The sequence below is a fragment of the Leptothoe sp. EHU-05/26/07-4 genome (assembly GCF_043421015.1).
GTDB classification, from domain to species: Bacteria; Cyanobacteriota; Cyanobacteriia; order Phormidesmidales; family Phormidesmidaceae; genus Leptothoe; species Leptothoe turfae.
Window position 1 is genome coordinate 555,943 of sequence record NZ_JAXSQV010000002.1, and the last position, 16,482, is coordinate 572,424.

Below are 16,482 nucleotides of genomic sequence, written 5' to 3' on the forward strand. Positions count from 1 at the left end.
CACAGTTAAAATTATCTTTAGAGGGCTGCTCTATCCACCTAAGAAAAACCGATGAAGATCTGCCAAAATCAGCTCTGCACCAATAGGACCATTAATCGCATTCCATTTGAAGAAGGTAGCAAAGAAAACACGGTTTTCTTTGCTAGCCGTAAGAGCCTGAGCTATTTCATTTGTTTCCCAATCCTGCTTAACTACTTTCACTTGATTCGTCTCAAGTAAATCTTGCGCTGAAATATCAGCAGACGAGTCTGAATTCTCCAACCGCTCATTAATCAAATCAAAATCATATCCCAGAATAATGATGGTGTCGGCATCATTAAGCTCTGGCAGTGCTTCGATAGAAATTGGTTCGGTGCCGATGACGTTGGGCTGAGAAATGAGTTGAAAGCCAACGCCACTCAACAGTTCTCCCAAATAGCTATCAGCACCAATGACAAAAGCGTCCTGAGCCAACCGGTTAGCTCCCAACAGCAACAGCTTGGGATGGACAGCAATCGCATCAGCCAAATCAGCACGCGCATTGGCGACACGGATCTCGTACTGTTGAATGACCTCCTTTACCTTTTCGTCCTGTCCTAGGGCAGCTGCGAGCGTTTTCAAACTCTTCTGCCATTGGCCTTGAGCCATACGATTCTGCCATTGTAGCGTAGGCGCGATTTGAGTAAGTAGGCCGTAATTGTCCGAGCGACTTACTTCACCTACAATCAAGTCCGGCTTAAGCATTGTCAGTTTTTCTAGAGAGGGTTCTCCCCCACGCCCCAAATTTACAGGCCGAGTCGTGAGCCGCTGGCCCAAGTAAGGAACCTGCTGTGCTGGATTATCAAAGACCTCGCCGACATGGGCACTAGAGGCTGCATACCCGACCGGTTGAACCTCTAGAGATAACAGCAAACCAAGGCCATGAATACCGAGAACAGCTATATTTTGGGGCTGCCCGCAGACCTCAGCTTCGCCTAAATCATGTTTAAGCACACGGCAATCCGACGCATTAACTGTCAGGCCTTCGCCTGATTCATTGCTCCCTAGAATCCCACATCCAACAACAAAGCTGAAAGCGAGAAAACTCACTACTACCCAGCCAATTATTCGCCTTAGTAATGAGGACTTAATAACTTCCATAGTTTGCTTGAAGTAAAATAGGGTAACCTTTTCTCTCTTGGGAGGAGCAACGGCGTGAGTTGGCCATTAGTGCAAGTGATCGAGCCCACCCAGCCTACGGCACCCCTACCAAGAGGGGAGAAACTGGCACATTATTCAATGCTCGATCCTTAGCGTCAACATGGGTTTAAAACTCGACTGAAATTGAGCCAACTATCGTAAACCCCTCACCCGGAGAGATGAAAAACGTTCGACTATTTTGAGACCCCTCTATGAAATCCACATCAAAGAGGTTACGAATGTTCAGACCCGCCTGCCAGTTATTGCGTTCATAAGAAATGGCAGCATTGGTGAGGAAGTAGTCTTCTAAGACAAAAGTGTTGGCATTATCGCCAAATCGCTCACTTACATAGTTAAACCCTAGACCAAAGCCTAACCCTGTCAGCGGACCGTCTTGAATATCGTAGGTCGTCCATAGATTGAAATTATTTTCAGGCACTCCAAACAGTCGATTACCTTCTAGACCGCTGTTGTCTTCAGTAATGTCAGCATCGGTAAAGGAATAGTTGGCAATGATATTCCAGCCTGGCAAAACTTCTCCAGCCACATCTAATTCAATACCCCGGCTGCGCTGCTCGCCAGTTGGAACAACAAAATTAATGTTGTTTGGATCAGGCGTTGACACATTCTTTTTAGTCAGGTCAAACAACGCTAAATTGGCCACTAGCCTTCCATCTAACAATTCAGCCCTAGCACCAATCTCAAATTGCTTGCCCTCTTCTGGTTCTAGAAAATCACCCTCAAACGTTGTGCCCTCGTTGGGCGCAAACGATTGACTAAAACTGCCGTACAGTGAGACATCTTCGATGGGTTGATAAACTATCCCAATTCGAGGATTAAAGGAATCTTCGCTCTGGCTCGATTCAGACGCTACTGGGTTAAAGAATGTGGGGTTATTATCCACTTTTTGCTCAAATGTTTCGTAGCGAACACCGAGCAGTAACTCCAAATTATCTAACAGACTGATTTGATCTTGAATATAAATGCCAAGGGCATCCGCTGTGGTCTCGTTATCGATAGTGACAGGAAACGTGGATGGATCAGGACGCGAATCGCTAAAAACAGGATCAAAAACGTTAATAATTTCTGGTGTGAATAGGCCAAGCGCATCAATACGGGGATTCTCACGCCGAAATAAATCAACACCAAAGAGTAGGGTATGTTCAATGGAACCGGTGTTAAATTCGCCTACCGCATTGGTCTGGAGTTCAAAGATATCTTGATCTTGACTCGAAGATAGAAGTGAGCGGCTTAGACTTCCCGTGGCTTCGTCAAAGGCAAGGCCAACAAATTGCTCTGACTCCTCTATATCAAAGCTATTGAAACTGAAAGCATTGCGTATCTTCCATTTGTCACTAAAACGATGCTCAAAGTTATAGCCTACTCGTATAGTTTCAGCTTTGAAGAAATCTCCGGGACCACTTAAAATCTGTTCAAAGGGAACATCAATTACTTCATCGTCAACAGCAATCAAACCTGTATCTGAAGGCCCCTCAGTATCAAAATACTCAAAATTGATGGTTAAGTCAGTTCGATCGCTAATCTGAAAACTCAATGTGGGGGCGAAAGAAAACCGATCAAAGTCAGTATCAAAATCACGGAAGCTCTCTTCATTGCGATAGAGCGCATTCAATCGGAAAAGCGCACGACCGTCCTCGTCAAGTGGCCCTGAGACATCAATACTTGGCTCAACCAAGGAGCGGTTGCCCACCCGTAGACCAAGGTCAACAAACGGTTCGCTTAAAGGTTTCTTGGTGACCAAGTTAATCACACCACCGGGCTCCAAGGCACCAAACGAAATTGAGGCAGGCCCCTTTAAGACCTCTATGGTCTCTAGATTAGAGAGTTCTTGAATACCAGTATTGCCAATCCCTCCAAACGTCAATCTAAACCCATCCCGCAGAACCGCAGGGTCATCAAAACCTCGAAGCAGAAATCTTTGAGAGATACCGCTTCGATCTGCTGCTACCACGCCGCTCGCATTGCGAAGCGCATCATTAAGCCGAATCACTTGCTGATCTTCAAGTACCTCACGGGGAATCACTTGAATCGACTGAGGAATATCCCTTAGTGGCGTATCAGTGCGAGTCGCCGCTGAGGTATTTGGCTCAACGTAACGACTCTCGCCGTCACCTGTAACCAAAATCCTCAACCCATCATCTGTTTCACCTGCCTGGGTAGTTCCTGGAGCTACGCTTAGGGTCAGTCCGTTTGTATCCGTACTAACTATGGCCATCGGAGCCGCTTCTATTCCAGTAACCACTACCTGCACCCGGTTATCTGATAGTCCAATAACCTCTACCTTAGCAATTCCTGCTGCTGGATTAACCTGCTGAAATTCAGTTGCTTCAGGCAATGCAAGCACCGCACTGGAAATTTCAGCAATTAAAGTACTGCCTGAAACGGTTGTAGTGGGAGCTGTTAATAGCTCACCCTCGGTTGTTTCTAATAGAATTTGCAAGTCTGTCTCAGCAGCATTTAACCGCACTGCTGTAATTTGTACTAGCTGAGTTTGGGCAAGCCAGTTAGCCGCATCGCCTCGTTCAGCCAGCCGCTCAGTCCCTACATGCTCCTGCGCCTGAACCGTGGTAGACAAGCCCCCTACCACAGCCAAAATTATAAATAAGCTCCATCGCTGCAACCCCTTGCTCATAATAAACCTCACACCACTATTCGAGCTCAACGGCAGAAAGATTATCCAAATCTGACCCGTGCAAGCTTAAAAAGAATAATTCTCAAATAACTTACACGGTTTCCTAAAAAATTTGTCGCCCGAAACGCATTACTTCTGAGTAACTGTCGGGTGCCGGATGTGGGTTGAGCATAGAGAACAGTTATGAAGCTGGAGCTGAAAGTCCTTGGGGTTAAGACCAAATTTTTGGTAGAAAGCATTGGCAAAGCGGCTAGAGCTAGTGTATCCGACCCTGTAAGCAACGTCTTTAATCGCTAGTTTTGAGGTAATGAGTAATTGTTTTGCCAGCTGCAGACGGCAGTTGCGTAGATAGCGAAAGGGCGTGGTGCCATAGGTATGGTAAAAGCCTCGGTTGAGTTTCAAGCGATTGAGCCCCACCTGCCGTGCCAAAGCTTCGACGGACGGAGGATTTTGAAGCTGACGAGCCAAAATCGCTCCGGCTTGATAAATACCGTCTAAATCTCCAAGGCTTAAAGGATATGATAGAGATTTCAACTGTCCCAATACGTTGAGTTTCAGGCTAACTAACTCAAGCGCTTTACGCTCTAGATAAGCACGCCGAACCTGACCACTGTAGGGACAGCTAAAAATTTGATGAATCACCTGGTGCATCTCTGGGGTCATTAACTGCTGGACTGTATGGTCAGAGCCCAGCAGCTCGGAAGCAGACAGCAAATGATCGACCATTAATCTTGAGGATGCGGGCGGAGAACCTGTCTGGCTCAAAATTTGGATAAGCGCTGCTTGCGGTGATATTGCCTGGTAGCCAAACTGGGCATGATGCATGCATTGAACACTTTTATGGAATATATCCAATGCCTGAAACGGCAAAAGCTCAGCAATCAGTTGGTAATATGCCATAAAAGCAGATGGGCCAAAAAAGAAAATCTCAACTTTAAGCTGACGCTGTTGGGCTGGTTCGATATTTAGGTCTCCTAGCCCATAGTGGGGGGTAAGACCACTTTGCCCTGGGGCTGACCCTGATATCTGAAATTCAAACTCTAAGGAAGCCCTTTGCTTTGGAATATGGGTCAGCACAGTGTTGCGCATCGTGTAGTCGAGGATGACAAGAGATAAATCTTCCCGCAGTGGAATCGTTTGTAGGTATCCCTGCCCCACCTGGGGTGACCACACTTGAATTTGATCAGACGAATCGCCATGGAACAATCGGGAATCATCAGGACTGCCCGGATGAAGATAGTTAGATCTTGGATTGAGAAATCGGCTCGTCATGTCGCTATCAGGTGCCAGATGCAAAAAACAGCATTCAGCTTAATGAGAACAATTTGCATTAGCACTATTATGCCATGGTATTGCGCGACACTGACATTGGCGGGTTGAAAAAGCGTGTTGTCGTGACTGTCAAAAACGGAATGAGACCGACTACGCCAGACGCCAGACTCAGCCAACCTTGCAAAAAGGCAAAGAAAAGGGCACAGGTAGATCTCCTACGAAAGAGAGCTATATCCCGTGCCCAAAGCCATTCACTTATATCAGAAGAGAGCGTATATGAACGCACGAAAACTGGGATTGACCCAGTCGGACTCGTCGGAGATCGCGGAAATATCAGAACGTACGGGGCAACGGATCGATGGGGGAGACCACCGTAGCAACCGGGCATCGGTGGTCAATCCCGGCCCCATCCGAGACCCATTAGCCGGTGTGTGGACCGAAGAACTAGAACCCATGCTGCGTCGGGAACCGAGATTAAAGCCAACGACTTTATTTGAGTACCTGGAAGAGCACTATCCAGGCAAGTACCCTCGAGTACTACGGACGCTGCAACGTCGGGTCCGAGAATGGAAAGCGTTACATGGGCCTGAGCCAGACGTGATGTTTATGCTGGATCATGAACCGGGGGTGATGGGACTATCCGACTTCACGAAACTGAAGCGGGTGACGGTGACGATTAACGGTGCACCCTTCTGAGCACTTGCTCTATCACTATCGGTTGGCTTACAGCGGCTGGCAATATGCGCAGATTATCCAAGGCGGCGAAAGCTTCATCGGCCTCTCAGAGGGGTTACAGAATGCCCTAGCCGCTAGTGGCGGTGCCCCCAAAGAACACCGCACCGATAGCTTGAGTGCGGCCTATCGCAACCTGAGTAATGCCCGTAAAAAGGACCTGACGGGCCTCTACGATAACCTGTGTGAGCACTACCGGATGGAGCCCACGCGCAACAACAAAGGCAAAGCAAATGAGAATGGGTCGATAGAAAGTCCCCATGGCCATCTAAAGAACCGCATCAGACAAGCAATTTACCTGCGCGGCAGCAGCGACTTTGCCAGCATTGGCGAGTATCAAGCCGTTATAGACAAAGCCACAGCAGGCCTGAACCGTCAGTGTGCAGAAAAGTTTGTAGCCGAACAAGCCGTGCTGCAGCCACTGCCCAAACGGCGGGTGGCGGACTACGAAATTCTCAGTGCCAAAGTCAGCTGCCACAGCACCATTGATATTCGCTGCATTCTGTATAGCGTACCCTCACGCCTGATGGGTCAGCAGCTAGAAATTCACCTCCACCATGACCGTATAGTCGGTTACTTTGCTCGGCAGCCAGTGTTTCAGCTGAACCGAGTGCGCGTATCTGGGAAAGGCCGCAGGCGCGGACGCTGCATCGACTACCGACACCTGATTAGTGGACTGAGGAAAAAGCCCCGTGCCTTTCTCTTCTGTAAGTGGCAGGCAGACTTGTTACCCACCGCTGAGTTTTTTGAGCTTTGGAAACAGATGAAAGCGCAGTTCGAGCGCGACCAGGCCGCCGTGCTGATGGTCGAAGCCCTCTACATTGCCGCGACCTATGACCAAGAACAAGCCGTTGCCAGCTATCTCAGTGACGCCCTAGAGAAACGACAGCTCACCCTGAGACATCTACAGCAACAGTTTATGCCCAATGCGGCAGCGAACTTGCCACCGATAGAGACCCAACAACATGCCCTTGACAGCTATGACCAACTCCTCAGCCACTCAAACGATACGAATGACGACAACCGCGACACCCAAAACGACACCCACAGCCACTGCCAGCCCATATCAACAGCTGAGCACGCTACTCAAACAGCTCAAGCTTACTCACATGCTTACCCACTGGGAAGCTACCGAGAACCGTGCTTTGCAGCAACAATGGTCTTATGCGCAATTCTTACTCAGCTTGTGTCAACAGGAGGCAGACAGACGAGCTCAGTCTCGGCTAAAGCGCGCAAAAAAAGAAGCTCAGCTGCCCGCCGTAAAAAGTTTGACCAACTTTGACTTTGACCATTGCCCAACCTTCAATCCGGCACCGTTGATGCAGATGGCCGATGACGACAGCTGGCTCGATAACGCGTCCAATTGTCTTGTATTCGGGGCGTCGGGCGTTGGGAAAACGCATCTGAGTCTTGGATTGGCCCAAGCCATGTTGGAGAAGGGACGGCGCGTTAAGTTCTTCAATGCACTCGCAATGGTCCAACAGCTACAGCAGGATAAACAACAACTGTTGCTACCGTCCCGGTTGAAGAAGCTCGACCGATTTGACCTACTCATCCTCGATGACTTGGGCTATGTGCAAAAGTCTGAAGCGGAAACCTCGGTGCGGGTAACAACTTAAGCCGGGAAAAGTTCTGCGTGTAACGGTTGTATCTGATGTGCTTTATATGACCGTCTAGGCATTGGCAGCTCATCAATCGTACTGAGAATCCATTCAAATAGGTCCGGAAAAGGCTGTCTAAAGAGTCGTTGTGCGGCGGTGGTGCCATCGGGTCGTTTCAGGTCGAAATTGTGAATAATGGTAAGCACCTTCAACGACTGATGAGAAAAGCCTCGGTTGACATGATGGCGCTGCGACAAATAGCCATTGCGCCCTTCGACAGCAGAGGAGGTGCGTTGATACTTTGCACACATCCACTGACACCACTGCACCCAGTGTTGGTGTTGAGGGGCATCCATCTGTAGGGTCATCGTCTGGGCCATGAGCTGATCATAGGCATCGCTAGCGGCCTGTTGATAGCGAGATTTGAGGTGAGGCTGTCGAGTTTTATCAGCTTGTTGTAACCAGTAGACCCAGGGCAACAAGGCTGTCAGTACCCAATTTTGGAGGTCAACCTCCTGAGTTTCAGTGGCTAAGGCCTGGATCACCCACTGCCACCAGGCATGAATCCCCGTGGCAAAATGGGGGATCTGAGCTTGAAAGGTGGCAATCGCTTTTTGAGCCGTATCGCCCCCATAGAGACAAGTCAACTTGCTCAAGGTGCTCAAGGGAACGGTCAGTTGTGTGGTTAAGCCGTCGAAGAATTGCCATTGGGCCGTGTCGAGCGTGAAGGGATGGACCGCTTGGCTAATGTCTGCCAAGGCCTGATGGTAAATGTGTTGATCTTGTTCAAGCTGTTGGTGTTGGTGAGAGAGGGACTCTAGCTGCGAAGACAAGACCTGTTGCTTGGCCTTGTCTGTTGTTTGGCCTAATTGGTGGTGAAGGGTGTCTACTTGTTTTTCAAGCTGAGCGAGTTGACGTCCCAGAGCACTGCCGATAGGACGTCCGAGCGCCCGCATCGCATGGAATAGATCCGCCACACTGGCTGTTCCCAGACCGCAGAGCGCTAGTTTGACCAAGGCACGAGCTCCATCACTGACCATAAAGTGACACTGCCATTGGGTCTGATGCCACCAGGTCTCAGTCTGTTTGAGCCAAGTGTCATAACGGCGGTTCTCACATTCCACTTCTGTAAAAATGAACCCACTGGCTAACTCCACCAGCACCAGAATCGGCAGGCCAAAAAAGGTTTCATCCCCTCCGAGACAGATGCCAGGTTTGTTGACCGGTTGGCACTGCTCGGCTTGCGCCGTTTCGTAGGCCATTATGGCCTCATAGAGACGGTGTTTGAGTTGACGTAGCGCACTCGCAGAACTCCCCACATGGGTATCGAGGTGAACGGCTTTGAAGAACTCCGATAGGCTCTCGGCTCCTACCCCGTGCTTAATGCCAAAGTGATAGATCACCCCCACCACCAGACGTAATAGCCAGGCAGTCCCAGCCGCAGTTTCCCACAAACCTGATTCCGGATGCTGGTTGCGACGTGCAATGGCCTGATGATGACGATGCACACTACTTTTGCTGATGCCAAGGGTGGTTGCTATCGACTCTATCCCTTGCTTTGCATTCGTTTTGATACAATCGGCGACTTTTTGACTGCGCTCTCGTATAGTAAGAGACATCGTTCCCAACTTTACTTTGCATGGGTACGATACATGGCTCTGAGCATTGCTGCAGAGCTCTTTTTCTGGTCTTTGACTGAGGTGTTTATTTATACACACCTGAAAGCTGTATTTATTTCCCGCCTTAAAGAGTTACCCCTCGGTGCTCTTCGAACTCATTGCTCATCGCTATGAGCGCAAAAGCTTACTCATCACGGCCAATCAGCCTTTCAGCCAGTGGGACACCATTTTTCCTGATTCTATGATGACCGTTGCTGCCGTAGATCGCTTGGTGCATCATGCTGTCATTTTTGAGATCAAGGCTGACAGCTATCGGCAGCAGCAGGCAGCGGCTCGGCAGCAAGGCGCGGACTAAGTTCAAAAAATGGTGTCATTTAGATCGCACCCTAGCGTCTAGTGCATTGACTGTCATTTAGATCGCACTCTGTCGTTTTATTGGGGGACTGTCATTTAGATCTGTCCGTTCGCTTATTTTTTTAGCGTTTTAGGAATTAAGATCTACGCTAGATACAGTGTATGTGAGCACTAAAATTACGATACTGGAATTTGCTCGGGTAATCTCCATGCTCAGTTGATTTTGTCAATCACTTTCAGAAAGTCTGTAACCCCTATCTTGTCGTTGCTAATTCCATAACTCGATCAAAAATCAGCGAACCAAGCGTAGATCGCACCCTGGCGCATTCGATTTGACTGCCAGTCTCATAATGAGGACGGGTAGTCTCTATTAAATGTCAGTCAACCCGCCAACCCCTCTGTCGCGTCAGCCAATGGCCTTGACATCTGACAGCCATGGTTCCTTTTATCGACGACTTCCTTTGCTTCTTAGTAGAAAACCTGCACCCCTTCTACTACATATCCCTACTGCTCTAAGTACTGGCTTATCACGCTATACATATTGGTTGCGTGTGTGGCGGCCCCAGTCCATCCCTAGCAATAAGGGGTGATTGTAGGGTCGCTACGCTGAGGTAAAATTAGTAATAAGTAAGGTCTAATTGCGACTATTTTTTCTTCAGAGAATAAGTTTTGATTATAGATTTGCCGAACATTGAGATGGGCGTTTTTAGCATCTGCTTAATTGAGGGGTGCTGCAGTTAGCTAGGCGAAGCCCCTCACGGAGTCCCGCCCGCCTTCAGCACCCCTATTTGGTGTGCTGCAAGCGGTGCGATGTAGATAAGTCGAGTGTGACAAGGAGGCAACAGCCAAATTAAGAGTGGAGATCTTCTCCCAGCAGCACCTATCTTGCTATACCCACGTAACAGAGTCACCGACTCCGGTCACGCTGACATTAGTAATGATGTCAGTGGAATGCAGACCACGAAAGGACTGTAGTGACCCCCAAAATTAGGACAGGACTGAGAGAGCGTAAGCTAGAGTCCAATAGGGGGAAGGAATATGGCCAGCAAGCCAAGAAACTACAGTAGCGAATTTAAGGCAAACGTGGTGCTGGAGATCGTCAGCGGCCAACGGAGTGTGAGCGAAGCCAGTCGAGCCCATAACGTCCATACGTCAGTGATCAATCGTTGGCGTAATGAATTTCTTAAACAAGCGCATTTAGCGTTTGGAGGCAAAGGAGGAGGAAATGAATCAGCCGAACGAATAGCCGAATTGGAACGAATGGTGGGTCGGTTAACGATGGAGTTAGCGGTGGCAAAAAAAGCTTCAGACATGTGGAATCTGAGCGGAAACGAACCATGATAGAGCAGTTGAAAGGCGAGTATCCAATCCAGGTCATCTGTGATGTCATTGGCTACAGTCGGAGTCGTTATTACTATCGGTCAACATCAGACAAACAAACGCAAGAAGAGGAACTAAAAAAAGCGATCATTGATGTGGCGGGACGGTATCCCACCTATGGGTATCGACGGATTACTAAACAATTACAGCGAGAGGGATGGCGTGTTAATCACAAACGTATCAGCCGATTAATGAGAGAATTGGGACTACTGGAAAAGCGACGAATACGACGGAAACGAACAACCAAGAGTGTGCATGGCTATAAGCGATATCCCAACCTAGTCAAAGGGCTGTTAGTAGAGCGTCCAGAGCAAGTGTGGGTTGGCGATATCACGTATATTAGATTGAAGGACGAATTTGTCTATTTAGCCGTGTTAATGGATGTATTTACCCGCAGTATTCGAGGCTGGCACTTGGATAGAACGATGGAGAAACAGTTAACGATAACAGCGTTGGAGAAAGGACTGAACCAGTATATTCCAGAGATTCACCATTCAGACCAAGGGGTGCAATATGCGGCCAATGCGTATGTTCAGATATTGGAGGAGAATGAGATAGCGATTAGTATGGCAGGCGTGGGTAAGGCCTATGAGAATGGTTATGCTGAACGGCTCATGAGAACAATAAAAGAAGAGGAGGTTGACTTGTCGGACTATCGCAATTTTAATGAAGTGTATGAGAGAATAGAAGAGTTTTTAGACGAGGTGTATATGAAGAAGAGAATTCACTCTTCTTTGAGCTATTTGACACCCAGCGAATTTGAGGAAAAGTGGAGGAAGGAATTGTAGGATGTCTCAGATTGATACATGTCAGTCTAGACTTGCTATCATCTGATTTTACTGTCCAAATTCAGGATACTGTTGGCGAATGTCAGCTCTAGCTGTCAGGAGCTAGTGAAGCGAAGTGAGAGACTCGAGTTTGAGCTTTGGGAATGCCTTGCCACCAATCCCACAAACGCGAAATATTCATGGCTATAGCTGTGATGACATGCTGCAAGTGAGTTTTCTCCAAGCCAATATAACGAGAACGTCTTAGACCAAAGGAGCGGACACCTTGGGAGATTGTACCTTCAACGCCAGCACGGATAGAATAGCGCTCTTTAAATTCCTCTGTTTTCTGATAGTCTCTAGCCGCTTGTAGGGTGATATGCTGCTGTTGGGTTAGAAAATTGAGGCTTCGTCCATGAGCTGTTTTTGACCGAGTACAGTCAGCCCGAACAGGGCAATGGGCACAAAATCTTCGTGGGAAATGAACATGAACAACTGACTGTCCATGACGATTGAGTTGTTCTGACCAACTGCTCGTTTGATGACCTTGAGGGCACTGAACTTGTTTCTGTTGCCAGTTTATGTTGAAATTGGATAAATCAAAGCCTTTCCCTTCTTTGGCTTGCCAGCTCGTATCGGGCAAAACAGGGCCGACAATTTCAACACCATACGTCTCTTTCAAATTCAGCATGACGCCTGCACTCACGTAGCCAGTATCGACATAATGAGTGTCTGGAAGTAGCTGCTTTTCAGCCAGCTTGTCATGAATCCGTTCCGTCACCTCTACATCCATAGATGTGGCTGGAACCGTTTCAACATGAGTGATGAGATTGGGGCACTGGTCATCACACGTTTCCGTCAAGTTAACGCAATAACCGACCCAGTGTGTCGTCCGTTTTGTCCGATTTCTAGCCTCAATATCATAGGGAGATTCAATCACTTGTTTGTTGGGTGGCTGGTCGCGGGGCGTGCGAAGTCTGACTTGATTGTCTGCTAGATAAAATTGCTGAATCCATACCTGACGCAGTATCTCAACCGAAGACAGCTCCCTGAGTGACTGAAGACTCTCCTCCTCACCTTCGTAAATTTGAGCCAGCAAATGATGCCCATCAACGCCCACTTGCTGCATCCATTCCTCACGCTTTTTGTTCTTGGGTAGCTTGGATAACTCAATCCGTATGCCGTATCGTTCATACCCATCTTGACTGACAACGGTTCGCACCCAATCTGGAGCAACCCTTGACAGCTCATTGAGGGCATGTCGCAAGGTTTCTCCCACACATTCACAACGATTCAGATCACGGATTGCACCCAACACATGCGTTGAGTCCGTTCGCTGCTTGCCTCTGACTTTGACTAACCCCTGACTCTGGCAACTTTCTAGCAATTTTCCTAGCAGTTGCTCACTCTTTCCTCCTGTGAGCAATCGGCCTCGGAATTCGCTTAAAACTGAAAAGTCAAATCCACTATCGTCTAGCGGTAAACTGAGGAGATATTTCCAATCTATTCGACTTCTTACTGAGTCTGCTGCTTGGCGATCTGAAAGATTTTCGATGAATTGTATCACCGTAATCAAAGCCAATCTCCAAGGGCTTTCGCCTGGACGACCTTGATGGGCGTATAACTCTGAGAAGTCTTCGTCTTTGTACAGCACACCCAATTCCTCTCGTAATTTGAGGTAGATATTCCCTTTCCTAAAAGCAGCATGGGCAATACGTGCTGTTTCTTTGGGGACAGGAGGAATTAGGGCGGGATGGAGGCACATGGTGCATACCTCTTGTGAGTAGACTCCACTATCCTCGTCTTAAAATCGAATTAAACTCCCTTTTCGTAAGGCTTTTATTAGCTTTCTATGGATTCGCCAACAGTATCATTTTGGGGGTCACTTCAACTTATTATGCGGACTCAAGAGATCAATTGGATGTTTGAATGGCTTTGGTGCGTGAATATTTTGGTAGACAGATCGGTCCTCTAGGATATCGATCTTAGGCTTCAATAGGATAGCTATCGGGCATTCCTAAGTGGGTGAACTGATTGAGAATAGAACATTCCAACAGTAATTCTGTCGTTTGATTTTCAATCCCTCGTGCAGACACCTCACCTGTGAACATAGTTTTGAGTCGATACATCATGGTTTCACTCAAAGACCGTCGATGATAGTTTATCTCTTCTTTCCAGGTAGACCGTCCCTGTTTGCGAATCGCTCGTAAGTTTTCATCTCGTGGATGCGGGGCCTGTTTGCGATTGCCATGAAACCAAATTTTGGCATCTTTGCGAGGGGGAATCGCTGCCGTTGCATCACGCTCATCAATGGCGTCATAGCAGTAGGTGCGGTCATACGCCCCATCGGCACTCACTTGGTCAATCTCATCGGGAATTTGGTCGAGGATGTCCGGGAGTATCTCGCCATCAGTGATGGCGTTCGAAGTCACTACGGCAGCCAGAATCTCTCCGGTTTGCTCATCGACACCCAAATGGAGTTTGAGCCAAGTGCGACGTTTGCTCACCCCATGCTGCCGGGTTTTCCATTCCCCGTCTCCGTACACTTTAATGCCCGTACTATCAACCACCACATGACGACTGCCAGAGGTCGGCTGAATCGGTAAATCAATCGGTAATGTCTGTTGACGACGTGACAATGTTGTATGCACCGGTAAGTCTACCGATACATCCATCAGTTCAAAGATAGACCCTGCAAAGCCAATGGTTTGACGTAAGGCCAGTCCATAGAGCACTTTGAAGGTCAAGAGTGTTTGGATGGCTAAATCGCTATAGTCTTTCGATGCCCCTGGTTTACCAGTCTTTTGAGTGTTTTTCCACTCGGCAATCACCTCATCACTGAGCCATAACGTCAGACTTCCTCGCTTTACCAGAGCAGCGTTATACTCAGACCAGTTGCGGAGTTTGTAGGTGCGTTTCATCGGTACCGTGTTTGTGTGGTAACTACACTTTACCGGCACCTACGGCTCCGCAACTTCTTTATTCACGCACCAAAGCCTGTTTGAATTATCACAATTCCTTCTCTTTCTGCACGTTCCTTTACTTTTGCAAACCTAGCCAGAGAGTTCATCATGCAGCGCAACTCTCTTTAACAACACATTCTCCCCTTAGTGTTTGTTCCACGCTTATGAGTGATGCTGTAGCTGTTTCATGTTTCTTTTGTAGAAGGAGACTTGTTTAAGCGATGGGCATTGTAGAGAGATGATGTCACCACTTAAAGGACCAAAACCTCTGAAACCCTGCTATTAAATTCCACAAAATCTGAATAAACCAGGGTGCTCCTGCATCAATTTGCTTATCTATTCTGTGCTGATCTTCAGTACGATTAAACTTCCAGTAGCTGCTAATGTACATGTCTTCTGATTCTATATTACGTGATTCTTTCATGTACTGTCTGATTCTCTTCATGCTTTCAAATTCACAAGCTACCCAAACATAGGGCTTTCCATCTTTCCAAGGAAGAGGTTTTATAGAATTTAACAGGGCATCAGGGTTTTCACCGGGTTTGTCACTGACAATCCACTTCACATCAATGCCGCTAGGCACCTTTAAGGATTGTTTGTCCACCTCACTGGGCACCTCAATCACAGCATAGCCCTGGGCTTGACTGGGCAGTAGTTCCAAATTGCAACATAATGCTGGCAACCCTGACATATCGCTCGCCAGCAAAAACCAGTCAGACTTATGGTTAGCTAGCTTTGTGGGACCAGGACCTACCATAAGTATCTTGTCACCAGGTTTGGTTGATTCAGCCCATCTAGCTGCTGGACCACTTTTAGAACCATGGAGAGAAAATTCAATCCCTAATTCATTGGCTGCTCGACTAAAAGAACGCACGGTATAGGTGCGCTTTAGATGCTTCTCCTGCGTCTGGTTTTTATCACCTATGGCTTCACCATCGTTAGCAAATAACAGCTTGACATAGCCACTCTCATAATTTTCAGGAAAATCAGTCAAGTCATCCCCTGTAAAGATGACTCTCTGCATGTGGGGGGTGACTTTTAGAGATTTTCTTACAACTAGTGTTCGATAATCCGTCCCGGCCATAGGTCTGTTTAACAGAGATTTTACATATACAAATCCTATCACTTTCTTCCACAAATGAGAAGCATTCTTAATAGAGAAGTAATATCGTTAATAACATCATGTCTCTATCCCCACGCTCCTAATTTGGGCTGATCCAAATATTTGACGAGTTATAACCCGATTTTCTCACACCATCGGTGAGTTAGGTCAAAAAAATAATTTTAGCTGAGTTTATCGTCAGAGGAGTGGAAATAGGGACACATCGACCATCCTGTTGGCACAATAGAGGGCACACTCGGCCCGCTTGATGCAGAGTTGAGGAGAAATAGGCATCAGAAAGCGTGAGCGATGTCGCTCTGACAATCCGATGAAACCAGATAGACCATGCAGCCAAAGGAGTCTTAGCCAGAGGATACCGCTGTCTGGGATAGACGCTGATGGGCGAGAGCAAAGAGCTCGCGATAGGCAAACGCAGAATGCATCGCTAGATGGATGCGTCGGACACTCACCCGGAACAAGGTGCCGACTTTGAGCAGTTTGGTGCGGATAGTGCCCACGTGAGCATTCGCCAATGCTGTATGGTGTAGCACGTCGCGCAGCAGATTGAGTAAGACATAGGCAAACGAGTGGAACCATAGACGCAGTTGATTATCATCGAAAGAATGGTTGGAGGTGCGGTCACTGAAAAGGTCAAGTTGTTGTTCTTTGAGTCGATTTTCCATCTCACCTCTGGGGCAGTATTGCTTCTGGTGTAACACTTTCGAATTAAACTGTTTTGAGGACCAGGAGGTGACGACAAAATGGCGACGGGGACCGTTGGGACCATAGGTGACTTTACAAACGATGCGGCGTTGACGGCTCCAACTGCAAAATCACACTCACTTCGGGCTCTTGGCGACTTTTGGTGATCCGAATGGGAT

At 47.8% G+C, this 16,482-nt stretch carries 10 protein-coding genes and 2 pseudogenes; 4 read left to right on the forward strand and 8 right to left on the reverse strand.

The annotated features are described in order from the left end of the window. Positions 1-30: 30 nt before the first annotated feature. The 3 genes from U2F10_RS04170 to U2F10_RS04180 form a co-directional block, all read right to left on the reverse strand. Entirely contained in the window at positions 31-1,119 is a 1,089-nt protein-coding gene (locus U2F10_RS04170) for an ABC transporter substrate-binding protein (protein WP_499870928.1), read from the reverse strand. Between the two features lie 166 nt (positions 1,120-1,285). Next, a complete protein-coding gene (locus U2F10_RS04175; protein WP_499870930.1) occupies positions 1,286-3,811 on the reverse strand; it encodes a TonB-dependent siderophore receptor in 2,526 nt (841 codons plus the stop codon). Between the two features lie 129 nt (positions 3,812-3,940). After that, on the reverse strand, positions 3,941-5,083 hold the full coding sequence (locus U2F10_RS04180) for a helix-turn-helix transcriptional regulator (RefSeq protein WP_499870932.1): 1,143 nt from the start codon (positions 5,081-5,083) through the stop codon (positions 3,941-3,943). Positions 5,084-5,359: 276 nt separating this feature from the next. Here U2F10_RS04180 and U2F10_RS04185 point away from each other — a divergent pair, with 276 nt between their 5' ends. Together U2F10_RS04185 and U2F10_RS04190 are read left to right on the forward strand one after the other, a co-directional pair. Continuing rightward, positions 5,360-5,779, forward strand: coding sequence for an IS21 family transposase (locus U2F10_RS04185; protein WP_499870933.1), 420 nt, complete (start codon positions 5,360-5,362; stop codon positions 5,777-5,779). Positions 5,780-6,924: 1,145 nt separating this feature from the next. Then, complete coding sequence (locus U2F10_RS04190) at positions 6,925-7,434, forward strand: ATP-binding protein (protein WP_499870935.1); 510 nt, start codon at positions 6,925-6,927, stop codon at positions 7,432-7,434. On the opposite strand, the gene U2F10_RS04195 is transcribed toward U2F10_RS04190, so the two are convergent. Next, positions 7,431-9,035, reverse strand: coding sequence for a DUF6399 domain-containing protein (locus U2F10_RS04195; RefSeq protein WP_499870936.1), 1,605 nt, complete (start codon positions 9,033-9,035; stop codon positions 7,431-7,433). The genes U2F10_RS04190 and U2F10_RS04195 overlap by 4 nt on opposite strands. Positions 9,036-9,174: 139 nt before the next feature. Here U2F10_RS04195 and U2F10_RS04200 point away from each other — a divergent pair. Together U2F10_RS04200 and U2F10_RS04205 are read left to right on the forward strand one after the other, a co-directional pair. Further along, positions 9,175-9,390, forward strand: a pseudogene (locus tag U2F10_RS04200) (ATP-binding protein); the annotation flags it as partial. Between the two features lie 1,037 nt (positions 9,391-10,427). Continuing rightward, positions 10,428-11,557 (forward strand): IS3 family transposase gene (locus U2F10_RS04205; protein ID WP_499870938.1). Its coding sequence is split into 2 segments (ribosomal slippage): positions 10,428-10,701 and positions 10,701-11,557, totalling 1,131 coding nucleotides; the frame shifts between segments, so codons are not numbered across the junction. An 88-nt stretch (positions 11,558-11,645) separates the two neighbouring features. On the opposite strand, the gene U2F10_RS04210 is transcribed toward U2F10_RS04205, so the two are convergent. The 4 genes and pseudogenes from U2F10_RS04210 to U2F10_RS04225 all read right to left on the reverse strand — a co-directional run. Beyond that, a complete protein-coding gene (locus U2F10_RS04210; protein WP_499870939.1) occupies positions 11,646-13,301 on the reverse strand; it encodes an IS1182 family transposase in 1,656 nt (551 codons plus the stop codon). Positions 13,302-13,521: 220 nt separating this feature from the next. Further along, positions 13,522-14,457, reverse strand: a complete 936-nt coding sequence (locus tag U2F10_RS04215; RefSeq protein WP_499870216.1) for an IS5 family transposase — start codon at positions 14,455-14,457, stop codon at positions 13,522-13,524. Between the two features lie 286 nt (positions 14,458-14,743). Further along, positions 14,744-15,583 carry a siderophore-interacting protein gene (locus tag U2F10_RS04220; protein ID WP_499870941.1) on the reverse strand — a complete coding sequence of 280 codons (840 nt, stop codon included), beginning with the start codon at positions 15,581-15,583 and terminating at the stop codon, positions 14,744-14,746. A 380-nt stretch (positions 15,584-15,963) separates the two neighbouring features. After that, positions 15,964-16,416, reverse strand: a pseudogene (locus U2F10_RS04225) (transposase); the annotation flags it as partial. Positions 16,417-16,482 lie beyond the last annotated feature (66 nt).